The 22,749-nt window shown below is 64.6% G+C and carries 22 protein-coding genes; 17 read left to right on the top strand and 5 right to left on the bottom strand.

What is annotated here, in order from left to right; genetic code table 11:
* Positions 1-32: 32 nt before the first annotated feature.
* The 12 genes from I3J27_RS31935 to I3J27_RS31880 all read left to right on the top strand — a co-directional run bounded on the left by I3J27_RS31935 (position 33) and on the right by I3J27_RS31880 (position 13,852).
* A complete protein-coding gene (locus I3J27_RS31935) occupies positions 33-869 on the top strand; it encodes an SDR family oxidoreductase (protein WP_270162839.1) in 837 nt (278 codons plus the stop codon).
* Positions 870-1,051: 182 nt separating this feature from the next.
* On the top strand, positions 1,052-1,645 hold the full coding sequence (locus I3J27_RS31930; protein WP_370691893.1) for a hypothetical protein: 594 nt from the start codon (positions 1,052-1,054) through the stop codon (positions 1,643-1,645).
* Positions 1,646-1,725: 80 nt separating this feature from the next.
* Complete coding sequence (locus I3J27_RS31925; RefSeq protein WP_270162837.1) at positions 1,726-2,856, top strand: helix-turn-helix transcriptional regulator; 1,131 nt, start codon at positions 1,726-1,728, stop codon at positions 2,854-2,856.
* A 37-nt stretch (positions 2,857-2,893) separates the two neighbouring features.
* Positions 2,894-3,715 (top strand): NAD-dependent protein deacetylase, encoded by an 822-nt coding sequence (locus tag I3J27_RS31920; protein WP_270162836.1) that lies wholly within the window; start codon positions 2,894-2,896, stop codon positions 3,713-3,715.
* 141 nt (positions 3,716-3,856) lie between these two features.
* Positions 3,857-5,941 (top strand): hydantoinase/oxoprolinase family protein, encoded by a 2,085-nt coding sequence (locus I3J27_RS31915; protein WP_270162835.1) that lies wholly within the window; start codon positions 3,857-3,859, stop codon positions 5,939-5,941.
* 2 nt (positions 5,942-5,943) lie between these two features.
* A complete protein-coding gene (locus tag I3J27_RS31910) occupies positions 5,944-7,602 on the top strand; it encodes a hydantoinase B/oxoprolinase family protein (protein WP_270162834.1) in 1,659 nt (552 codons plus the stop codon).
* A gap of 39 nt (positions 7,603-7,641) precedes the next feature.
* Positions 7,642-8,643, top strand: a complete 1,002-nt coding sequence (locus I3J27_RS31905) for a TRAP transporter substrate-binding protein (RefSeq protein ID WP_270162833.1) — start codon at positions 7,642-7,644, stop codon at positions 8,641-8,643.
* A gap of 9 nt (positions 8,644-8,652) precedes the next feature.
* On the top strand, positions 8,653-9,246 hold the full coding sequence (locus I3J27_RS31900) for a TRAP transporter small permease subunit (RefSeq protein ID WP_270162832.1): 594 nt from the start codon (positions 8,653-8,655) through the stop codon (positions 9,244-9,246).
* Positions 9,247-9,277: 31 nt separating this feature from the next.
* Positions 9,278-10,582, top strand: coding sequence for a TRAP transporter large permease (locus tag I3J27_RS31895; RefSeq protein WP_270162830.1), 1,305 nt, complete (start codon positions 9,278-9,280; stop codon positions 10,580-10,582).
* Positions 10,583-10,911: 329 nt separating this feature from the next.
* A complete protein-coding gene (locus I3J27_RS31890; RefSeq protein WP_370691892.1) occupies positions 10,912-12,630 on the top strand; it encodes a pyrroloquinoline quinone-dependent dehydrogenase in 1,719 nt (572 codons plus the stop codon).
* 86 nt (positions 12,631-12,716) lie between these two features.
* Complete coding sequence (locus I3J27_RS31885) at positions 12,717-13,058, top strand: c-type cytochrome (protein WP_270162827.1); 342 nt, start codon at positions 12,717-12,719, stop codon at positions 13,056-13,058.
* 26 nt (positions 13,059-13,084) lie between these two features.
* A complete protein-coding gene (locus tag I3J27_RS31880; RefSeq protein WP_270162826.1) occupies positions 13,085-13,852 on the top strand; it encodes a substrate-binding periplasmic protein in 768 nt (255 codons plus the stop codon).
* Positions 13,853-13,935: 83 nt separating this feature from the next.
* Here I3J27_RS31880 and I3J27_RS31875 read toward each other — a convergent pair whose 3' ends face one another.
* Positions 13,936-14,580 (bottom strand): glutathione binding-like protein, encoded by a 645-nt coding sequence (locus I3J27_RS31875; RefSeq protein WP_270162825.1) that lies wholly within the window; start codon positions 14,578-14,580, stop codon positions 13,936-13,938.
* Between the two features lie 128 nt (positions 14,581-14,708).
* Between I3J27_RS31875 and I3J27_RS31870 the strand changes: the two genes are divergently transcribed.
* Entirely contained in the window at positions 14,709-15,371 is a 663-nt protein-coding gene (locus tag I3J27_RS31870; protein WP_270162824.1) for a TetR/AcrR family transcriptional regulator, read from the top strand.
* 2 nt (positions 15,372-15,373) lie between these two features.
* Here the strand turns inward: I3J27_RS31870 and I3J27_RS31865 are convergent, their stop codons facing one another.
* Positions 15,374-17,341, bottom strand: coding sequence for a methyl-accepting chemotaxis protein (locus I3J27_RS31865; protein ID WP_270162823.1), 1,968 nt, complete (start codon positions 17,339-17,341; stop codon positions 15,374-15,376).
* Between the two features lie 112 nt (positions 17,342-17,453).
* On the bottom strand, positions 17,454-18,419 hold the full coding sequence (locus I3J27_RS31860) for a 2-hydroxyacid dehydrogenase (RefSeq protein ID WP_270162821.1): 966 nt from the start codon (positions 18,417-18,419) through the stop codon (positions 17,454-17,456).
* A gap of 142 nt (positions 18,420-18,561) precedes the next feature.
* On the opposite strand from I3J27_RS31860, the gene I3J27_RS31855 reads away from it, so the two are divergent.
* The 4 genes from I3J27_RS31855 (at position 18,562) to I3J27_RS31840 (ending at position 21,298) form a co-directional block, all read left to right on the top strand.
* Positions 18,562-18,930 (top strand): YciI family protein, encoded by a 369-nt coding sequence (locus I3J27_RS31855; protein WP_270162819.1) that lies wholly within the window; start codon positions 18,562-18,564, stop codon positions 18,928-18,930.
* On the top strand, positions 18,927-20,228 hold the full coding sequence (locus I3J27_RS31850; RefSeq protein ID WP_270162818.1) for an RNA polymerase sigma factor: 1,302 nt from the start codon (positions 18,927-18,929) through the stop codon (positions 20,226-20,228). Before I3J27_RS31855 ends, I3J27_RS31850 begins: the two co-directional genes overlap by 4 nt.
* Before the next feature lie 78 nt (positions 20,229-20,306).
* Positions 20,307-20,843 (top strand): SRPBCC family protein, encoded by a 537-nt coding sequence (locus I3J27_RS31845; protein WP_270162817.1) that lies wholly within the window; start codon positions 20,307-20,309, stop codon positions 20,841-20,843.
* Between the two features lie 41 nt (positions 20,844-20,884).
* Positions 20,885-21,298, top strand: coding sequence for a VOC family protein (locus tag I3J27_RS31840; protein WP_270172925.1), 414 nt, complete (start codon positions 20,885-20,887; stop codon positions 21,296-21,298).
* A gap of 109 nt (positions 21,299-21,407) precedes the next feature.
* Here the strand turns inward: I3J27_RS31840 and I3J27_RS31835 are convergent, their stop codons facing one another.
* A complete protein-coding gene (locus tag I3J27_RS31835; RefSeq protein WP_270162816.1) occupies positions 21,408-21,782 on the bottom strand; it encodes a hypothetical protein in 375 nt (124 codons plus the stop codon).
* Between the two features lie 428 nt (positions 21,783-22,210).
* Positions 22,211-22,552 carry a hypothetical protein gene (locus I3J27_RS31830; RefSeq protein ID WP_270162815.1) on the bottom strand — a complete coding sequence of 114 codons (342 nt, stop codon included), beginning with the start codon at positions 22,550-22,552 and terminating at the stop codon, positions 22,211-22,213.
* Between the last annotated feature and the right edge of the window lie 197 nt (positions 22,553-22,749).

Here is a 22,749-nt window from a genome sequence, read left to right as displayed (position 1 = left end):
CATCGATGATCAGCCATCTCCGGAGAGAACTCATGCCACAAACCATTCGCTCGACTTCGTTTCACTCGCGCCTCGTGGGCCAATACGCGCTGGTGACCGGCGCTTCACAAGGCATCGGCCGCGCCGTCGCCATCCGGCTCGCACAGGAGGGCGCGACCGTCGCCATCAATTATTTCGATCACCCCGAAAGGGCCGAAGAGACGCTCGCACTCGTGCGGACGGCATCGAGCGATCGCGGCCATGGCAGGCTCGATCATGCCATGGTCAAGGCCGATGTCAGCAATGAGCAGGAGGTTGCCGCGATGTTTGAGACCGTCCTGGCGCGCTGGAAGCGCCTCGACTGTCTGGTCAACAATGCCGGCTTCCAGCGGGAGTCACCGAGCGAGGCGCTCGACATCGAGACCTATCGGCGCATCATCGACGTCAATCTCAATGGTGCCGTGCTCTGCGCCCAGAAGGCGCTCGCCCATTTCGTCGCGCGCGGCGGTGGCGGCAGCATCATCAACTGCTCGAGTGTCCACCAGATCATTCCCAAGCCCGGCTATCTCGCCTATTCGATCAGCAAGGGCGGCATGGCCAATCTGACGCGTACGCTGGCGCTGGAATTCGCCGGCCGGGGCATTCGCGTCAATGCGGTCGGGCCCGGGGCGATCGACACGCCGATCAACGCGGCCTGGACCGGTGATCCCGAAAAGCGCGGCGTCGTCACCAGCCACATTCCCATGGGCCGCGTCGGCACGCCGGAAGAGATCGCCGCCGTGTTCGCGTTCCTCGCCTCTGATGATGCCAGTTACATCACCGGGCAGACCCTCTACGCCTGCGGAGGCCTGACGCTGTTCCCCGAGTTCCGCGATAACTGGGCCAGCTAAGCCTGCGACGCGTCGCGATGCAATCCAGCAACAGTCGGAAAAAACCGGGCCGCCAGCGCGGCATGCGGGGGCGAACTCAACCGAAAGGTTGATGTCCGCGTCTGTCGCCTGCCGCACATTCCCGGCGGCTCGGAGATCTGTTTGCGATGAGACTGCGATGGTGGGGCGCGGGCCTTGGAGGTTTGACTATTGGGCTCCTGGCACTGGGGGCGGTCGCGACCTTTGCGCAGCAGACGCCTCCGCAGCCGCATCAGGCGCCACCACAGCAGCCGCAAGCGAGCCCCAAGCCGGCCAACATCGACCGCAACGGCGTGCTGATGCTGATCCGTTCGACGCTGCTCGCACTCGATCACGCCAACAGAACCGGCAATTACACCGTGCTGCGCGATCTCGGCGCGCCTGGTTTCCAGGTCAACACCGCCGCAAGGCTCGCCGAAATATTCGCCAAGCAGCGGAGCGACAAGATCGATCTCTCCGGCGTTGCCGTCATCGATCCGCAATTGTCGCTGTTGCCGCAGATCGAGTCGAGCGGTCTGCTGCACATGGCCGGATTTTTCCCGTCGGTGCCTTCGCAGGTGAATTTCGAGCTGCTTTTCGCGCCGGTCGAAGGACAATGGCGCGTGTTCGGCGTGTCGCTGTCCGTTGGCCAGTCCGCACCGGTGGCGCCCGCCACGCCCGAGCCTCCGGCCGGCAAGGCTGTCGTCTCGCAGAAACAATCAGCGCCGCCGAAGCCAGGCGTGCCTGCAAAACCGCCGGCGCAGTCTGCAACGCAATGACCGGGTGATATCGCCGATGCGGCTGAATCATTGAAGGCGCGAATGCCAAATGTGCTGTTCGAAATGTTCGAGAGCCGGCCGTGACGTCTGAAGCCGCTTTGCTGTCAGAGCTGATCGGCCTCGTCTACGATGCCGCGCTCGATCCCACCCTGTGGCCGCGTGCATTGGAGCAGGCTTGCCTGTTCGTGGGCGGCTCCTCCGGCGCCCTGTTCTGGCACGATGCGGCCACGGAGCATTCCGCGGCGCTGCATATGTTCAACGAGGATCCGCACTTCACTCAGCTCTATTTCGATAAGTATCTTCCCTTCAATCCCTGTTTTCCAGCCGGCGCCTTCATCGAGGCCGGTGTCGTGTGGGGATCCACTGACCTCATTCCTTTCGAGGAAATCGTGGAGACGCGTTTCTACGCCGAGTGGATGAAGCCGCAGGGCATCATCGATGCTCTCGGCGCGAACCTCGAGAAGAGTGCGACGAGCGCCTCGGTCCTTGCCGTCCGGATGCACGAGACGGACGGCCTCGCCGATGCCGATGATCGCCGTCGGCTTGGGCTGATCGTTCCGCATTTCCAGCGCGCGGTCTCGATCGGACGATTGTTCGACCAGAGCAAAACGGCGCAGGCGGTTCTGACCCAGGCGCTCGACAATGTCTCGGCTGCCGTGTTCCTGGTCGGTCCCAACGGACGCCTCGTCTTCTCCAACGTGCCCGGACGGGCGATGCTGGACGAGGCCGCGCTGCTCACCGAAAGAAATGGAATATTGGTCGCTGCCGCGCCCGATGCGCAGCGCGCGTTGCGTGAGGCGCTCGTGGCCGCCGAGAATGGCAATGCGGCGGCCGACAGCGGCGGCCCGATTCCGCTCGCGACCTCGCAAGGCCGCTGGTTCGCCAGCGTGCTGCCGCTGACCTCCGGCGACCGTCAGCGCACCGGCGCGCTGCATTCCGCCGTGGCCGCGGTCTTCGTCCGCAGGAGCTCGCCCGCAAGTCCGCCGCCGCTGGAGGCGCTGGCCAAGCTGTACAAGCTCACGGCGAGCGAAATTCGGGTGATCGACGCCGTCATGAAGGTCAGCGGAGTGAAGGCGCTGGCCGAGGCTCTCGGGCTGACACAGGCCACCGTCAAGACGCATCTCCACAACGTCTTCCGCAAGACCGGCACGGCGCGGCAGAGTGAGCTCGTGAAGCTGATCGCCGGGTTCGAGCCCTCGCAGCGGCCCTGATCTGGCAAAACCGGCCGGCGCAGACTACATCTGCGCCATGGCAAATCCTCCGCTGGCAAACCAACCGCTCCGGGATTTCGTCGGCCGCCACGACAATCTGTTCGTGCTGACCGGCGCCGGCTGCAGCACCAATTCGGGCATTCCCGATTATCGCGACAACCACGGCAACTGGAAGCGGACCCAACCCGTCAATTTCCAGGCCTTCATGTCGGACGAGCCTACGCGTCAGCGCTATTGGGCGCGCAGCCTGATCGGCTGGCGGCGTTTCGGCCAGGCGAGGCCGAACGATGCCCATCATGCGCTGGCCCGGCTCGAGGAGAGCGGCCGTTGCGGGATGCTGCTGACCCAGAACGTCGACCGGCTGCATCAATCCGCCGGCCACCGGCAGGTGATCGATTTGCACGGAAGGCTCGATCTGGTCCGTTGCATGGGCTGCGGCGCCAAGACACCGCGCAACGAATTCCAGAACGCGCTCGGCCGCGCCAATGCGGAATGGCTGACACTCGATGCTGCGGATGCGCCCGACGGCGACGCCGATCTCGAGCACTCCGACTTTTCGTCGTTCAAGGTGCCTCCTTGCGAAGCCTGCGGCGGTCTCCTCAAGCCCGACGTCGTGTTCTTCGGCGAGAACGTTCCGCGCGATGTCGTCGCCGCTGCGCAGGATCATCTGGCGCAGGCCGACGCCATGCTGATCGTCGGCTCCTCGCTGATGGTCTATTCCGGTTTCCGCTTCGTCCAGGCTGCGGCGCAACGGCAAATCCCGATCGCCGCGGTCAATCTCGGACGCACCCGCGCCGACGACCTCCTGACGCTCAAGGTCGAGGAGCGCTGTGAAGCCGCGCTTGCATTCCTGCTCTGATCGGGCGCGACGCGAACACGTCTTGCCTATTGCATAGGTGCCAAGCAGAATAGCCGGGCGCGGCGTGATCCATGTCGTCCATGGCATGGAAATTGCTGCGTTTTCGACCGCAGTCTTGACGATCAGCACGGAGAATTTGGAATGCTTGAGGGAGCCGAAGTGCGGCTTGCCGTGGATATCGGTGGCACGTTCACCGACATCGTGCTGGACGTGGGCGAGGTGCGCAAAACCCGCAAGGTGCTGACGACGCCGCAGCGGCCCGAGCAGGCGGTGCTGGACGGCATGCGTCTCATTCTCACCGACGCGCGCGCACATATCAGCGACATCGACGTCTTCATTCACGGCACGACGCTGGCGACCAACGCCATCATCGAGCGCCGCGGCGCCAAGACCGCGCTGATCGCGACGGACGGCTTTCGCGATGTGCTCGATATCGGCACCGAGAGCCGCTACGACCAGTACGATCTCGCCATCGACAAGCCGAGGCCGCTGGCGCCGCGGTCGCTGCGCTTCACCGTGCCCGAGCGCATCGACGCGCACGGTGCCGTTCGTCTCCCGCTGGATGAGGCGGCCGTGCGTTCACTCGCGCCGAAATTGCGTGAATTGAAGGTCGAGAGCGTCGCGATCGCCTTCCTGCATTCCTATGCCAATCCCGAGCACGAACGCCGCGCCGCCGCGATCCTCGGTGAGGAGATGCCCGGCATCTCCGTCACATTGTCCTCGGCGGTGTGTCCGGAGATCCGCGAATACGAGCGCACCTCCACTGCGGTCGCCAACGCCTATGTGCAACCCCTGATCGACGGTTATCTCGCCCGCATGGCGGATGCCTTGCAGGTCGAACAGTTCCGCGGCGCGATCTATCTCGTCACCTCCGGCGGCGGCGTCACCTCGATCGAGACGGCGCGGCGTTTTCCGGTGCGTCTCGTCGAGTCCGGTCCCGCCGGCGGTGCGATCTTCTCGGCACAGATCGCAGCGCGGCTCGGCGAGAGCAAGGTGCTCTCCTTCGACATGGGCGGCACCACCGCAAAAATCTGCCTGATCGAAAAATACCAACCCGAAACCTCGCGCGTGTTCGAGGTCGATCGCGCCGCGCGCTTCCTCAAGGGTTCCGGCCTGCCGGTCCGCATCCCCGTGATCGAGATGGTCGAGATCGGCGCCGGCGGCGGCTCGATCGCCCATATCGACGCGATGAAGCGCGTCACGGTCGGCCCGGAGAGTGCCTCGTCGGAGCCGGGACCGGCCTGCTACGGCCGCGGTGGCCAGCGTCCGGCGGTGACGGATGCGGATGTCGCACTCGGCATGATCGATCCCGACGCCTTTGCTGGCGGTACAATCAAGCTGAATCCGGAGCTATCGAAGAAGGCTCTTTTGAGCAGCATCGGTGAGCCGCTCGGCCTGTCGGCGGAGACTGCGGCCTATGCCGTGCACGAGGTCGTCTGCGAGAACATGGCGAGCGCGGCGCGCGTGCACGCGGTCGAGCGCGGCGAGATCGTCGGCCAGCACACGCTGATCGCGTTCGGCGGCGCCGCGCCGCTGCATGCGGCGCGTGTCGCCGAGAAGATCGGTGTCTCCAGGGTCATCGTGCCCTCGAATGCCGGCGTCGGCTCGGCGGTCGGATTCCTCGCAGCTCCCATCGCCTATGAGCTGGTGCGTAGCCGCCATGTGCGGCTCGATGATTTCGACACCGAGGCGGTCTCCGATCTCTTGCAGGAGATGGTGACCGAGGCGCGCGCGCTGGTCGAGCCCGGCGCAGCCGGTGCACCGGTGCGCGAGCGCCGCGCGGCCTTCATGCGCTATGTCGGCCAGGGCCATGAGATCTCGGTCGAGCTGCCGAACCGGCGGCTGACATCGACCGATCTCGCCGGCCTGCGCCAGAAGTTCGAGGCAGATTACTCCGCGTTGTTCGAGCGATCGATTCCGGGGGCCGCGATCGAGGTGCTGAGCTGGTCGGTGCTCGCGACCACCGATGCGCGTAATCCATCCACCGTCGCGGCCGTCGCGCGCACGCCGGCAGGCAAGGCGTCCGGCAGCCGAAAGTTCTTCGACGGCCGGGCGGGCGAGGTGATCGAGATCCCGCTCTATCGCCGAGAGGACATGGCGCCGGGCGCGACCATTGCGGGGCCCGCCGTGATCGCCGAGGACGAAACCTCGACCTTCGTCTCCACCAGTTTTGACGCGCATATCGACGGTGCCGGCAGCATCGTCATGGAACGGAAGGCGGCCTGATCATGAGCAAGGCAAATGGCGCGAGCCTGATCGACCTTCAGATCATGTGGCACCGGCTGATCGCCGTGGTCGAGGAGCAGGCGCAGGTGCTGCTCCGCACCGCCTTCAGCCCGATCGTGCGCGAATGCGGTGATCTCTCGGCCGGCGTGTTCGACCTCAAGGGGCGGATGCTGGCGCAGGCAGTGACCGGCACGCCCGGTCACGTCAACTCGATGGCGGAATCGGTCAAGCACTTCATCGCCCACTTTCCGATCGAGACGATGAAAGAGGGCGACGCCTTCATCACCAACGATCCCTGGATGGGCACCGGCCATCTCAACGATTTCGTCGTCACCACGCCCTGCTTCAAGGACGGCAAGCCGGTCGCATTGTTCTCCTGCACCAGCCATCTCATGGACATCGGCGGCATCGGCTTCGGCCCTGACGCCACCGACGTGTTCATGGAGGGACTCTACATCCCCATGCTGAAGCTGATCGACCAGGGCGTCGTCAACGAGACGCTGATGGCGATGATCCGCACCAACACGCGGCTGCCGATCGACACCGAGGGCGACACCTATTCGCTCGCCGGCTGCAACGACGTCGGCTGCGAGCGCCTGGTCGAGATGATGACCGAGTTCGGCATCGACACGCTCGACGAGCTCGGCGATTACGTCTGCGACCGCTCGCGCGAGGCTGTGCTCGCCGAGATCGCAAAGCTGCCGAAGGGAAGCTGGCACAACACCATGGTGGTTGACGGCTATGACGCGCCGGTGACGCTGGCGGCGACGCTGACGATCTCGGACGAAGGCATTCACGTCGATTTCGACGGCACCTCGGCCGCCTCGAAGTTCGGCATCAACGTGCCTCTGTCCTACACCACGGCCTACACCGTGTTCGGCCTCGGCTGCGTCGTCGCCTCGCAGATCCCGAACAATGCCGGCTCACTCTCGCCGCTGACGGTCTCGGCGCCTGCAGGCGCGATCCTGAATGCGCCGAAGCCGGCGCCGGTCGCCTCGCGCCACATCATCGGCCAGATGCTGCCCGACGTCGTGTTCGGCTGCCTGCGCCAGATCATTCCCGAACGGGTGCCCGCGGAAGGCACCTCGTGCCTGTGGAATCTCAACGTGCGCGGACAAACCCGCTCCGGCGTCGGCGGCAATTACGGATTCTCGATGGCGGTGACGTCGAATGGCGGCACCGGCGCGCGCTTCGGCAAGGACGGCCTGTCGGCGACCGCCTATCCCAGCGGCGTGCGCGGCACGCCGGTGGAGATCGCGGAGACGCAGACGCCGCTGATCTTCTGGCGCAAGGAGCTGCGTCCGGATTCCGGCGGGGCAGGGCGCACCCGCGGCGGCCTCGGCCAGATCATCGAGGTCGGCAGCGGCGTCGATGCGCCGTTCGACATCCTGGCGGCGTTCGACCGCATCGACCATCCGCCGCGCGGACGCGACGGTGGCCAGAACGGCGAGGCCGGCTATGTCGGGCTGAAGTCCGGCAAGAAGCTGCGTGGAAAAGGCTTTCAGCAGGTGCCGCCGGACGACCGGCTCGTGGTCCTCACGCCCGGCGGTGCTGGCATCGGCGCTCCCACGGAGCGCGATCGCGCGGCCGTCAATGACGACATCGAAAGCGGCCTCGTGTCTTCAGACAATGCGGTTGCAGTTTATGGATACACGCGGTGACGCATCAGGCGATGCGCGCGTCGTGAACGGAGGGGCTCGATGATCACGCGACGGAACTTCACTGCGGGCGCAGCGACGCTGCTCGCCGCTGGCCACATCTCGACCCGCGCGCGGGCCGCGACGGTCAGCTGGGACATGTCGACGGTGTGGCCCGACGGCAATTTCCACACCCAGAACGCGATGGCCTTTGCCGAAGAGGTGAAGAAGCAGAGCAACGGCGGCGTCGCGATCACCGTGAAGGCCGGCGGCCAGCTCGGCTTCAAGGGCCCCGAGCACCTCCGCGCCGTACGCGACGGCCTCGTGCCGCTCGCCGACGTGCTCAACATCCAGCAAATCGGCGACGAGCCCTTCATGGGCGTCGAGAGCATCCCGTTCCTGTGCGGCTCGATGGACGAGTTGAAGGTGCTGCACAAATATGTACGGCCCGAATACGAGAAGGTCGCCGCGCGCAACAACCAGAAGATCCTCTACATCGTGCCGTGGCCGACGCAATATCTGCATCTCAAGGTCAAGGTCGCCGACGTCGAGGGCCTCAAGAACATCAAGATCCGCGTGCCCGACAAGAACGCCGTCGACATGCTGGCGGTGGTCGGCATGGCGCCGGTGATGATCCCGTGGGGCGAGACCATTCCGGCGCTCGCCTCCGGCGCGGTCTCCGGCGTCTCCACCTCGGCGGTGTCGGGTGTCGACGGCAAGTTCTGGGAATTTTTGAAATACATCTACCCGACCAACCACGTCTGGTCGTCGCAGATGCTCACGGTCAATCTCGATTCCTGGAAAGCACTCAGCAGCGATCAACAAAAGCTCGTCGCTGATATCGCTGCGAAGATGGAGCCCGCCTTCTGGGCCAACTCGCTCAAGGCCGATGTCGACAGCCTCAATCGTCTGAAGGAGGGCGGTATGGAGGTGATCCCGGTGTCAGATGCGATGATGACGGACATCCGCACCAAGACCGCGCCGCAGCTCGACGCGTTCCTCAAGCGCGTGCCGGCGGCCGACAAGCCGGTGAAAGCCTATCTTGCCGAAATGAAGCGCGGCTGAGGTGAAGCCGTGGTGAGCGTCTCGCCCGAAGCTCCGCAGAGCCTCAACGCAGCGGCGCCTGCGCCGCTGCGCATCCTGCTCGACGGCATCGACCGCCTCGGCCGGCTCGACGGCTGGATCGGCGGCGGTTGCCTCTTGATGCTGACCCTGCTGATGTTGTGCGAGGTGGCGACGCGCTTCCTCTCGAACTTCCTGTCGTTCTTCCCGCCGAGCATATCGATCGCCTGGGAGTACTCCTCCTACCTGATGGCGGCGTCCTTCACCTTCGGAGCCGCCATGACGTTGCGCACCGGCGGCCACATCCGCGTCGTGCTGCTCCTGAAGAATGTGCCAGCGCCGGTGCAACGCGTGCTCGAGGTCCTCACAGCGGCGGCCGGCTTCGCCTTCATGGCGTTCCTGACCTCGGCGATGGCGAAATTCGCTTACGGCGCCTATGTGCGCGGCCAGGTCTCGACCTCCAGCGATACGCCGCTATGGTTTCCGCAAGCGGTGGTCGCCTTCGGCATGCTGCTGCTCACGCTTCAGTTCCTGGCGCGTGCGATCCAGGCGGCGCTCGGCCTGCCGCTGGAGGATCACCGCATGAAGGCCACGCCCGTCGAATGACTGTTTTGCTCGCTTCCGGATTTAGGATTGCATGACCATCGAAGTCGTCGCCCTGTTCGCGATCCTGTTTGCACTGCTGGCGTGCGGCGTCTGGATCGGCCTCACGCTCGCGCTCACCGCGACGCTGCTGCTCGCGATGTTCCGCTCGATCCCGCTCGACAAGCTGCTGCCGCAATACGCCTGGAACATCCTGACCACGCAGGAGCTGCTGGCGCTGCCGCTGTTCATTCTGATGGGTGAGCTGCTGTTTCGCACCCGCCTGTCGCGCTCGTTGTTCCAGGGGCTCGCGCCCTGGGCCGGGCTTCTGCCCGGCCGCCTGCTGCATGTGAACGTGATCGGCTGCACCATTTTCGCAGCGATCTCGGGCTCATCGGCGGCGACCACGCAGGTGATCGGTCGCATGTCGCTCAACGAGCTCACGCGCCGCGGCTATTCGCGCGACATCGCGATCGGCTCGCTCGCCGGCGCCGGCACGCTCGGCTTTTTGATCCCGCCGTCCAACATCATGATCATCTACGGCGTGCTCGGCGACGTTTCTATTCTCAAGCTTTTTACGGCCGGCGTGCTGCCAGGCTTGCTGCTGGCCGGCACCTTCATGGGCTGGGTGATGCTGCACACGACGCTGAACCGCAGCATGGTGCCTGAGACGGAAGCCAAACTCTCGCAGGTGCCGTGGGGCGAGCGTTTTGCCGCGCTGAAGGATCTCGCGCCGGCGCTGTTCCTGATCGCCTGCGTGCTCGGCTCGATGTATGGCGGGCTCGCGACGCCGTCCGAGGCCGCCGCGGTCGGCGTGCTCGGCGCCGCGCTGGTGGCCTGGGCGCAGGGCTCGATGTCGCAGCAGGTGATGCGCGACGTGCTGATCGGCTCGGTCGTGACCTGCTCGATGATCGCGCTGATCGTGCTCGGTGCCTCGATCCTCGGCAACGCCGCAGCGTTCCTCGGCATCCCGCAGGCGGTCGCCGCCTTCGTGAAGGGCCTCGGCCTGTCACCCTTCATGCTGATCGTGGTGCTGGTGATTTTCTACCTCGTCCTCGGCTGCTTCCTCGACGGCTTCTCGATGATCGTGATGACGCTGCCGATCGTGTTGCCGATCGTGAAGGGCGCCGGCTTCGACGAGATCTGGTTCGGCATCTTCCTGGTGCTCGCCGTCGAGATGGCGCAGATCACGCCGCCGGTCGGATTCAATCTGTTCGTGATCCAGGGTCTCACCGACGACGGTCTCGGCTACATCGCGCGCGTCACCATGCCCTATCTCCTCATCATGGTCGGCTTCGTGCTGCTGCTGACAATCTGGCCGGGCATCGTCACGGTGCTGCCGCGCGTGCTGTACGGGTAACCCGCTTCGGTCCGAGATTTGCCGATTGAGACGAAACGGTCAGTGCGACTGTCGTTTCAAAATTGGCCCTCGCGTCATATTCACGCCGTGCGCGCATTCCATCTTTGCACTCCCTGTGATCCGGCGTAGTCTTTGACGGCGAGCAGAAGTGCAACAGCGACCACTCCAGTGAACGTAGCTCCTTTGGCGATATGCGCCGAGAGAGAGGGATATCTGTCGGCAGCTCATGCCCGATGGAGAACGATCGACGCGTACTGAACTGCAAACACCCCCTCGCAGCGGCGCTTACAAGACGCAATCAATACAAACAAAAGCGGGAGGAAATGCATATGAGGAAGCAGTGGCTCAGCTCGGGCTTAGCTGTTCTTGCCGTTACGGCACTTGCAGCGTCGGCGGCGTTGGCTCAAACCGTGGATACGTCCCGGATCGAGTCCGCCGGTCAGAACGATTGGCTCACCTATCACGGTTCGTACAAGTCCCATCACTACAGCCCGCTCGCGCAGATCAATGCGAACAACGTCGGCAATCTGGGCGTAGCCTGGATGCACGTTCCCGGGCGATCGACGCGCGGCCTGCAGTCGATGCCGCTCGTGGCCGATGGCGTGCTCTATTACTCGGGTTCCTACAGCCGGGTCTTCGCGCTGAACGGCGCGACAGGCGAGGTGATCTGGTCGTACTTTCCGGAGCTCGATGAGGCGCTCATCAGCCGGCAGACCCACTCGCCCTACAACCGCGGCGTAGCGCTCGGTGAAGGCAAGGTGTTCGTCGGTACGATGGATGGTCGTCTCTTCGGGCTGGATGCGAAGTCGGGAAAGGTCCTCTGGGAAACCAGGCTGATCGATTCACAGAAGCTCACGGTCGGCTTCACCGGCGCGCCGCTTTACGCGAAGGGCACCGTGATTATCGGCTCGCAAGGCGGTGAATGGCCGGGCCGTGGCCCGATCTTCGCCGTCGATGCCACCACCGGCAAGAAGAAGTGGGAGTTCCTGACAGTCGCAGGCACCGACGAGGCCATGAAGTCCTGGGGCAACGATTCCTGGCGCACCGGCGGCGGTGGCGGCTGGATGCCGGGCACATACGATTCCGAGACCAACACCATCCTGTGGGGCACCGCGAACCCGGCGCCGCTCTACGACTGGTCGGGCGCCGACTACAAGACGCAAGGTGCGCGTCCCGGCGACAATCTCTATACGAGCTCGGTGATCGGCCTCGATATCGAAACCGGCAAGCTGAAATTCTACCATCAGGAGCTGCCGCACGACGCCTGGGACTTCGACAGCGCCGTCGGCGAGTTCGTGATGCTCGAGCGTGACGGCCAGAAATACGTGGTGCATCCGAACAAGGGCGGCTTCGTCTTCGTCTACGATCGCAATCTCGGCGTGAAGAACGTCTGGCGCCTGGTTGAGAACATCAACTTCGTCAAGGATATCGATCCCAAGACCGGCGAGCTGATCGGCCGTCGTGATTTCTCTGCAGGGAAGGTCACTGAACCGCCGCTGTGTCCGTTCATTGGCGGAGGTGTCAGCTGGAACGCCGGCTCATACAGCCCGAAGACCGGTCTCTACTACAAGATTGGCCAGGAATGGTGCATGACGCTGGAAGTCCAGAAGACGACGCCGGTGACCGCACCGCAGGTCCAGCTCAACATCGGCGCCGACTTCAAGATGGCGCCTCCTCCGGGCGGCGAGATCTATGGACACCTCGACGCGCGCGATCCCATCACGGGAACGAAGAAATGGGAGGTTCGCTATCCCGAGCCGCCGCTTGGGAGCGTGCTGTCGACCGCGGGTAATCTCGTGTTCGTGCCCGACTCTCGCGGCGTCCTGCACGCCTACGATGCCGAGACCGGGGCCGAGCTGTGGAAGCACAACAACGGTACCGGTCACCAGGGCGGCATCGTCAGCTACTCCGCCGGCGGCAAGCAATACGTCGCCGTGACCGCAGGCTTTGGCGGTATGCTGGCGGACGAGTACGCGCCAAACTTCGGCGGCGTCTACAAGAGCATGCCGCGTGACGACGGTGCCCTCGTCGTCTTCAGCCTGAAATAGTCTGCAAACGATCAGCCGGGGAGCGGGCGCAAGCCGCTCTCCGGTCGATCGAAGCGGCCGCACGTGATTTGCGGAATGGAGCGGACGTGTTGAAACTGCATTTGAAGACGAGTCCGGCCGTGCTGGGCGCCTCGTTGCTGTGCGCTGTGCTGGCTCAGGCGCAATCCACCACGCCTGCGCCCGAGAATGGGACATTTGAGGTCGAGCAGGTGTTCGCGGGGACTTGCGGCTTTTGTCACTCCGACGGCGGGCGGGCTGCCGGCAAGGGGCCGCAACTGATGAACTCGCCGCGCGACGACGACTTTATCCGCAACCGCATCAAGCACGGCAAGCAGGGCGCGATGCCGGCATTCGACGGCGCCTTCACCGAGGCCCAGATCGAGCAGATCGTCAAATACATCCGCGCCTTGAAGCCGCGCGAGGGATGAACGATCCATCCAGATGAGGATGCGGAATGAAGGCAATTGTCCCGGTCATCGTCGCTGCCGGCATCGGGCTGTCGGGACCGGCGCAGGCGCGAACCCTGGAGGCGGTCCGCTCGAGTGGCGAGATCGGGCTTTGCGCGCATCCCAACTCGCTTCCCTTTGCGCGCAAGGCTGGAGATCCGCCCGGCTTTCAGGTCGAGTTGGGACGGGTGCTGGCGCGCGAGCTCGGTGTCTCGCTGAGGCTCGACTGGATCATCACGCAGTACCAAATGCGCAGCGCCGGCTGCGACATTGTTCTGGACGTCATCGCCGACCGCGAAGCGCAAGGCGAAACCCGCTTGAGGATCTCGAAGCCGTATTATCGCGCGGGTGTCGCGCTCGCGGTTCCGTCGTCCAGCACGCTCGCCTCGTTCCAGAGCCTCAACGAGCATACCAAAGTGGGGGTGCAGGTCGGATCCGTCGCAGCCATGATCATCGGTCAACGGCACGTGCCCATATCGACCTTCGGCTTCGAGAGCGACAGCCTCGAGGCCGTGTCGAACCATGAGATCGATGCCGCCGCAGTCACGCCCACCGCCGCGAGCTATTTCAATCTGACGCATCCGGACAAGGCGCTCCGGATCCTGGACCGCGACGAGAGCGTAGCCGACCTCAACTGGAACGTCGCCGTCGGCATGATCCGCCCGGACGATGCGCTGCGCGAAGCCATCGACGGCGCGCTGGAGCGGCTGCGGAACGACGGCACGATCGATCGGATATACGGTCGCTATGGGATCGTGCTGCAAGCGCCGAAATAGCTGAACTGCTCAAAGGACGCCGTCGTTCCGGCCTAGCCGGGACGACGGCGCTGGCAGGCGAACTATCAGATCCGGCTTTGGCCTTACGCCGCCGCCTTCTTCCGCGCCTGCTCGGCCTTGTACAGCTCGAACTCCTCGGCGATCGCCTTTGCGACCGACGGCCGCTGGCGCAGGCGCTCGTAATAGGCCTTCACGTTGGGCCATTTGGCGAGCTCGATCGGCGGCGTCGCCATGGTCCAATTGATGACCGTGACCAGATAGGCATCGGCGACGCTGAAATGGTCGAGCAGGAAGTCGCGGCCTTTCAGGTAATTGTCGAGATAGTCGAGCCGCGACAGGTTCTTCTCCAGCGCATAGGCTTTCATCTCCTGCGGCGCCTTGCGGTCGAGCACGGGGATGAAGAGCCCCTTGTGCAGCTCGGTGCCGATGAAGCAGAGCCACTGGTGCAGCCGGGTGCGATCGATGCCCTGCGCCGCGCCGAGGCCGGATTGCGGGAAACGGTCGGCGACATATTGCAGGATCGCCGCGTTCTCGGTCACCACCACGCCCTCGTCGGTACGCAATGTCGGCACGAGACCGATCGGGTTGACGGTGCGGAAGTCGGTGCCGTCGTTCAGCACTTTCTTGGTCGGCGGATCGACTTCGAGATAATTCGCCTCGGCGCCGGCTTCATACAGCGCGACGCGGGTCGCCATGGAGCAGGCGAGGGGCGAGAAATAAAGATCCATCTTGGGCCTCCTTGGGCAATTCCTCTGTGACTCTTCTCGTGTGACTTTCGGACTGTCGCTCAACCTGGCCAGATTGATTTTTGTACCATCTTGCATAATATAGGCTTGGTCAAGGATTAATTTGCGAAATGGTACAAAAATCAAAGCCGCCAGCTGCTGCCAATGAGCCCGAGCGCCGCGGCGAGCCGAAGCGCCGCGGCCGCCCGCGCGCCTACGAGCCCGAAATCGCGCTCGGCAAGGCGCTCGACCTGTTCCGCCGGCAGGGCTTTGCGGCGACGTCGCTGGACGATTTAAGCGAAGCCACCGGCATGAACCGGCCGAGCCTCTATGGCGCGTTCGGCGACAAGCGCGAGCTCTACATCAAGAGCTACCAGCGCTATCGCGAGGAAGCGCGCGCAGCGATGGTGGAGATCTTTCGCCAGGAGATGCCGGTGCGCCAACGGCTCGAGCGCATCTTCGCTTCCGCGCTGAACATCTATCTCTCCGGCGAGACCGGTCCGCGCGGCTGCTTCACGGTCGTGACCGCGGCGTCCGAAGCGGTGAGTGATCCCGAGATCCGCGCCATGGTGCTGGATGGCCTGTCGGAGCTCGACAAGGCTTTCACGAATTGCTTTCGCCGCGCCAAGGAGAAAGGCGAATTGCCGGAGAGCGCCGATCCTGCCGTGCTGGCGCAGGTCGCATCGTCGACCGTGCACTCGATCGCCATCCGCTCCCGCGCCAGCGTCTCGCGCAAGGATCTGGAGGCGATCGTAAAGGGCGCGATCGACGTGATGGTGGGAGTTAAGGGGTAGCGCTAAGCCGCGCGAATATGCGCGAGGAAACGATCCACCTCGTCCCGCAGCCGCTGCGACTGTTTTGAGAGCTCGATCGCCGAGCCCAGCACTTCCTCCGCGGCCGTGCCGGTCGCGGCGATACCGTCGGTGACGCCCGCGATGTTCTGCGAGACCTCGCCGGTACGAGCGGCAGCCTGCTGGACGTTCTGCGCGATCTCCTGCGTCGCCGTGCCCTGCTGGCCGACGGCGGCCGCGATCGCGGCCGAGATTTCATCGACCTGCTGGATCGTCGCGCAGATCGACTGGATGCCGTCCACCGCGCCTGATGTCTCGCCCTGCACCGCCGTCACTTGCGCGCCGATCTCCTCGGTCGCCTTCGCGGTCTGGGTCGCGAGGGCCTTCACCTCGGAGGCGACCACGGCAAAGCCGCGGCCGGCCTCGCCCGCGCGTGCCGCCTCGATGGTTGCGTTGAGCGCCAGCAGATTGGTCTGGCCTGCAATGCCGTTGATGAAGGAGACGACGTCGCCGATCTTTTGCGCCGCATCCGCAAGGCTCTGCACCCGCGCATTCGACGCCCGTCCGTCGCTTGCGGCCTTGCCGACCACCTCGGTCGCATGCGCGAGACGGCGGCTGATTTCGGTCATCGACGAGGACAATTCCTCCGCGGCGGCCGCAACCGTCTGCACGTTCTCCGAGGCGAGCGCCGAGGCCGACGACACCGTGCGGGTCTGCTGCCGCGATTGCTCGACGATGGCCGACATCGAGCGCGCGGTGTGCTCCATCTCGACCGCGGCCGAGGACACCGTGGTGACGACGTCGCGGATGCTTGCCTCGAAATTGTCGGCAAGCGCGGCGAAGGCGCGGCGCTTCTCCGCCTCGGATTGCGCCTTGGCCTCGAGCTGATCGGCCTGCAGCTTGTTGAAATTCACGGCATTGTCGCGGAACACTGCGACCGCCTTCACCATCGCACCGACCTCGTCGTTCGATTTGCTGACGGGAATGGCGACGTCGAGCTTGCCGTCGGCGAGCTCGCGCATCGCGGAGGTAATGGAGATGATCGGGCGCGAGATGCTGCGGGCGATGAGATAGCCGACGATCGCCGCCAGCACGAGTCCCAGCGCGGCGATCGCGATCGCCAGCATCCAGGCGCGGTCGGCGGACGCCTCGTAATCGGCATTGTCCATCACCAGTTCGACGGCGCCGAGCGGCTTGCCGGAAAAGTCCTTGATCGGTCCGAGCAGGGCGGCGACCGGCGTGGTGTCGAGCTTGGCCTGCTTTACCGTGAAGCCGCCCTGGGTGGCGCGGCCGTAATCGGCTGCATCGAAGAAGCTCTTGCCCTTCAGCGTGCCGCCGAACAGCTTGAAGGCGGAGCCGTCGGCGAGATGGAAGGCGACATCGACATGGCGGTTGGCCTTGAAGTCGTCGAGGAAGGATTGGCCGAAGGTCAGGCCGAATTCCACCGAGCCGAGAGGCTTGGCCCCTTGCGCAATGGGCACCACGCCCCGGATGCCGAGTCCGGCCACGCCGCCCTCGAGGCCGACCACGACCTTATGGTCCTGGTTGGCGGCGACGACGGTTTTGCGGAAGCTGGAGAGGTCGTCGCCGAATTTGGCGGGCTGGTGAACGCGCAGGAACGAGGTCGCCGGCGCGACGTGGAACTGGAACTGCTCGACCCCGTACTCCGACTTGGTCGCGGCAAAGACCGGCCCGAACAGGCCGATCAAGGCGTTGCGATCCTGCTTCGCCATGGCCTCCTGCGTCGCCGGCATCGCCGCCACGACGGCGCTCATCGCGGCTGCGCGGTGCGATTCCTCGGCGATGCGCGATTGCAGGGCATCGTAATGGCTGCGCAGCTCACGCTGGTCGGCGCGGTCGATGATCCCCGCGATGATCCACATCGCCCCGAGCACTGCAAACAGCGCGGTGGCCGCCGCCGTCACCGCCAGCGCCACCGTGATCCGCATCCTGAGGCCGAGGCTCGCGCGCATGTCCGACTCGTTCTTTCACCGTTGGTTAAGAACGACTATCAACTTCTCGCTAAGAGACCGTGAACGGGGCGGGGGCGCGGGTTGGTTGTGGTCGGTGAGGCGCCGGCGAGTGCTAGTACCCCCGCACCCGATCCACCACGTTCTCCAGCGCGCCGCCGGCTTCGAACTGCGCGATCTGCTCGGCGACATAGGCCGAGATCGCATCCGCGTCGGTGTCGGCCGCATTGTGCGGGGTCAGCACCACCTTCGGATGGGTCCAGAACCGGCTGTCGGCCGGCTGCGGCTCCTGCACGAAGACGTCGAGCGAGGCGGCGCCCAGCGTGCCGTCGTCGAGGCAGGCGAGAATATCGGCCTCGTTCTGAAGGCCGCCGCGACCGGCATTGATCAGGATGGGCGCGCCGAGCGGGCTTTTGCGGTTGAGCTTTGTGAAGACGTCACGGTTGAGAATGCCGTGCGTATCAGGTGTCAGCGGCAGCAGGCTGACGAGAATGTCGGTCTTGCGCAGGAAGGCATCCATTCCGTCGGTGCCGTGGAAACACTCGACGCCCTCGATGGTGCGCGGGCTGCGGCTCCAGCCGGCGACGCGGAAGCCGAGCCGGCGCAGCACGTCGGCCGCGTCCGCGCCGAGCGTGCCCAGGCCCATCATGCCGACCGTCACGGCGCTGGCCGGCCACTGATAGAGCGGCTCCCAGCGTTTCGCGCGTTGCGAGTCGCGCAGGTAAAGTTCCTGGCGGTGGTGCATCAGCACGTGGAGCGCGACATATTCGGTCATGCGGTTGGTGAGATCAGGCACGGCGACGCGGACCAGCGGCACATCGGGCAGGCTCTTGTCCGCCATCAACGCATCGACGCCGGCGCCGAGATTGAAGATCGCCCGCAGATTGGGGAAGGATCCGAGGTCGCCCGGCACCGGCTTCCACACGGCCGCATAGTGCACCTCGGCCGGATCGAGCCCGGCATCCGGCAGAAGCACCACGCGGCGTCCGCCGCAGACCGCGTCGAACCGGGCCTTCCAGCGCTCCGGCAGCCAGTTCTGCTGTGTGCTGTTGATCAGGACGGCCAGTATGCCTTTGGTCATTCGTAGTGCCTCGTCGGTTCCGCTTTTGGTGGCCCTCCTTGGCACGATCCGACGGATTTTTCTCGCAAATTTTTTCCGCAGCCCTGTCGGGGCGATGCATAGTGGATCGTCTTCAAAACACGCGTTCAGGAAGGTGCTGCCCATGCTTTATGCGATCCTTTGCTATCACGACGAGGACTTCGTCGGCTCCTGGAGCAAGGACCAGGATGAGGCCGTGATGAAGAAGCTCGCGGTGGTGCAGGAGAAGCTCACGAGCCAGGGCCGGCTCGGTCCGGTGGCGCGGCTGCTGCCGACCACCGCGGCCGCGACGCTGCGCAAGGAAGACCCGCCGCTGGTGCTCGACGGCCCCTATGCCGAGACCAAGGAGCAGCTGCTCGGCTTCTACATCGTCGACTGCAAGAACCTCGATGACGCGCTCGATGTCGCGCGCGACCTCGGCGCTGCCAATCCCGGCGGCGCCTATGAGGTGCGTCCCGTCGGCGTGTTCCGGCCCGGAGGAATCCCGGCGTGAGCGAGACCGACACCGCCTGGATCGAGACTGCGCTGACCTCGGCGCGCCCCCAGGCGGTCGGCGCGCTGCTGCGCTATTTCCGCGATCTCGACACTGCCGAGGAAGCGTTCCAGAACGCCTGCCTGCGCGCGCTGAAGACCTGGCCACAGAACGGGCCGCCGCGCGACCCCGCGGCCTGGCTGATCATGGTCGGGCGCAACGTCGCCATCGACGAGGTCCGCCGCACCCGCAAGCAGCAGCCGCTGCCGGAGGACGATCAGGCCATCTCCGACCTCGACGATGCCGAAGGCGCGCTCGCAGACCGGCTCGACGGCTCGCACTATCGCGACGACATTTTGCGGCTGATGTTCATCTGCTGCCATCCGCAGCTGCCGGCGACGCAGCAGATCGCGCTGGCGCTGCGCATCGTCTCCGGTCTCACCGTGAAACAGATCGCGCGCGCCTTCCTGGTCTCGGACGCGGCGATGGAGCAACGCATCACCCGCGCCAAGGCGAAGGTCGCAGAAGCCGGGACGCCGTTCGAAACACCGGGCGCGGTCGAGCGCTCTGAAAGGCTCGCCGGCGTTGCCGCGATGATCTATCTGATCTTCAACGAGGGCTATTCGGCGAGCGGCGATACCGCAGAACTGCGCAAGCCGCTGTGCGAGGAGGCGATCCGGCTGGCGCGGCTGTTGCTGCGGCTGTTCCAGAGCGAGCCGGAGATCATGGGACTGACGGCGCTGATCCTGTTGCAGCATGCGCGCAGCGCCGCGCGCTTTGCTGCCGACGGCTCGCTGATCCTGCTCGACGACCAGGACCGCACGCTGTGGAACGGCACCATGATTGCGGAAGGCCTCGCCTTGATCGACAAGGCGATGCGGCATCGCCGTAGCGGTCCCTACCAGATCCAGGCCGCGATCGCCGCGCTGCATGCGCGCGCGTCGACGCCGGACGAGACCGACTGGACGCAGATCGACCTGCTCTATGGCGCGCTCGAACTGGTGCAGCCGTCGCCGGTGGTGACGCTCAATCGCGCGGTCGCGGTCTCCAAGGTGCGCGGGCCGCAAGCCGCGCTTGACCTGATCGAGCCGCTGGCGCCGAAACTTGCCAACTACTTCCATTTCTACGGCGTCCGCGGCGCCTTCCTGATGCAGCTCGGACGTAACGACGAAGCCCGCATCGCCTTCGACCGCGCCATCGCCCTTGCCAACACCTCCGCGGAAGCCGCCCACATCCGCATGCACATCGATCGCCTGATCAGGGACAGCCAGCCGAAGGGCGCGAATGGCGGAGCCCGGCAGGGCGCGAAGGCGAAGTGACCGCGAAAATAATTGCGCTTCCAATTGTCGGCCCCAGCCCCCGCCCTTCGTCTTAATCCCGTATCCAGGGAGCCGTTCATGCTGAAAGCCATTGCCATCATTGCCGTTGTGCTCGCGGTCGGCGTAGCCGCAGTGCTCGTCTTCGCATTGACAAAACCCGACACATTTCGTGTCGAGCGCTCGCTTGCCGTGAAGGCGCCGGTCGATGCGATCTATCCGCAGGTCGCCGATTTCCACCGCTGGACCGGCTGGTCGCCCTATGAGACCCGCGATCCCGCCATGAAGCGCGCATTTGGCGGAACCGCGGCAGGCAAGGGCGCGACCTATGCCTGGGACGGCAACAACAATGTCGGTGCCGGCCACATGGAGATCCTCGAGGCGAACGGGCCGTCAAAGCTGCGCATCAAGCTCGGTTTCGAGCGCCCGTTCGAGGGCCACAACACCGCCGAGTTCACCTTTGTGCCGCAAGGCGATGCCACACTGGTCACATGGGCGATGTACGGTCCCGCGCCGTTCATGTCCAAGCTGATGCAGGTCTTCATCAACATGGACAGCATGATCGGCAAGGACTTCGAGGCCGGCCTCGCCAGCCTGAAGAAGCTCACCGAGAAATAACACCCCGTCTGCCGAAGGAAGCGAAGAAGAGGAGAGAAATGATGCTCAATGCTTATCTGTTCTATCAGGACACCTGCGAAGCGGCGTTCAACTTCTACGTCAAGGTGCTCGGCGGCAAGATCGACGCCATGCTGCGCGCCTCGGACGCGCCACCGGAGATGCCGGCCTCGCCGGGCCGCGAGAAGATGATCATGCATGCGCGGATGTCGCTGCCCGACGGCAGCGTATTGATGGCCTCCGACGCGCCACCCGAGCATTTTCATAAAGCCCAGGGCTTCTCGATCTCGCTCACGGTCAAGGACCCCGCGGATGGCGAGCGCAAGTTCAACGCGCTCGCCGACGGCGGCAGCGTCACCATGCCCTTCAGCAAGACGTTCTGGGCCAAGGGCTTTGGCATGTGCGTCGACAAGTTCGGCATTCCCTGGATGGTGAACTGCCCGGCCGAGGGAATGTGACAGGCGCAGGTCGCCCGCATGAGTTGTTGAACCGCGATCCCCTCTCTCCAATGTTGCGGGAGAGGGGACCCACATCAAGTCCTCACATCATGCTCGATCGGCCGTATCCTCAGCGGAGCGATCCGGTCACGTCGTCATCCGGCGACGGCTGTTGAACGCAGCGCGGGCAGATCACCAGCTTCGTGCCGAGCTGCCTGTCGTTCTCCGCTTCGATCTCGTCATGGACCGCCCACCACGCCTCGGAGTACGGCCGCAAGGTGCCGAGCACTCTTTCCCGCTCCTGATTGGGACTGTCCTGCGCAGGCGCCGGGTTCGCTGCACGCTGCTTTGTGACCGAGGAACGGTTAGAGGCTCTGTTCGGGTGCTTGTTCGGGTCTTGGCCGAGGCCGTCCCATGCGATCGGCCGTCGCTCCTGCGCCGGCGCCACCGCGCATCCCATGAGCGCTGCGCAAAAAGTGAGCAAGACGAGGCCATGTCGCATCATGCCGGACCCTTGGTGCGGTACGCGACACGCAAACTCCACACGCGGAAGCTTGCATCGCGCCGGTTAAATGGAACCTAAGGGAAACGACGTGGCCGGCATGGCCGAATATGAAATCCTGCTCTTGCATCACATTGCGAGAGCAGTGAGGCCGCTTCATGAATTGATGTGGACCGCATCGCACAATAACTGGCGTAATATTAGGCTGTGAACTACGCGTCAGAATCGCTAATCATCTGGTCATAAATTCTACAAACTAGGGCGGACGTGATTTGGAAGGGGAGCGACCGATGGCGGCGGCGCTACAGATCAACTTTGCACTCTGGGGTATGCTCATCTGCGCGAGTATGGAATTGGCGCAGATGATTCAGACACTCTACTAGGCCTGACGTAGCGCGTATCCGGCGCAATTCCGCCGGCGTGCCTGCCTGCTAGCTCACGAGCAAAGCGATGAGCGTGAAGCTGGCGCTTGCGATCAACAGCATCGACAAGATGTAGTTGAGCGGCAGTGTCGTTCGCGCGGGCGGCCTCAGACGCTGTAGTGGCCCGCTCGCTTGCCAGGCGGGCATCGACGGCGCGAGCGCCGGCCGAGCATCCGAGCCGACATATTTCACATAGAGCTCGAGCAGGCGCAGCTCGGACGGCAGGTCCATGAGACCCTCGCGGTCGCGCCGCGACAGCACCTCGAACTCGACGGTTTCCTCGGAACTCAATTGGCCAAGGACAATGCGTCCCTGGTCCGACAGGCGGTAGCGAAAATCGATGGGCTGCATGCGAGCCGTTTGAAAATGGTCAATCTTGAAAAAGCGGAACGATCCTGGTCTGTGACCGCTGCTGGCGGCCTCAATCCGGACGACACCATCATATCCTGCCGGGAAAGAATGGAAACCGCGTAAATTGAGCAGGCATTGCGAAGCGGATGAGCGGATTTCGTGTCCGGACAGTCGGAATTTTGCAAAACTGCTTAATC

It is taken from the genome of Bradyrhizobium xenonodulans (assembly GCF_027594865.1).
Classification (GTDB): domain Bacteria; phylum Pseudomonadota; class Alphaproteobacteria; order Rhizobiales; family Xanthobacteraceae; genus Bradyrhizobium; species Bradyrhizobium xenonodulans.
The sequence above is the reverse complement of the archived record's forward strand: the minus strand, read 5'-3'. Positions and strand labels throughout refer to the sequence as shown.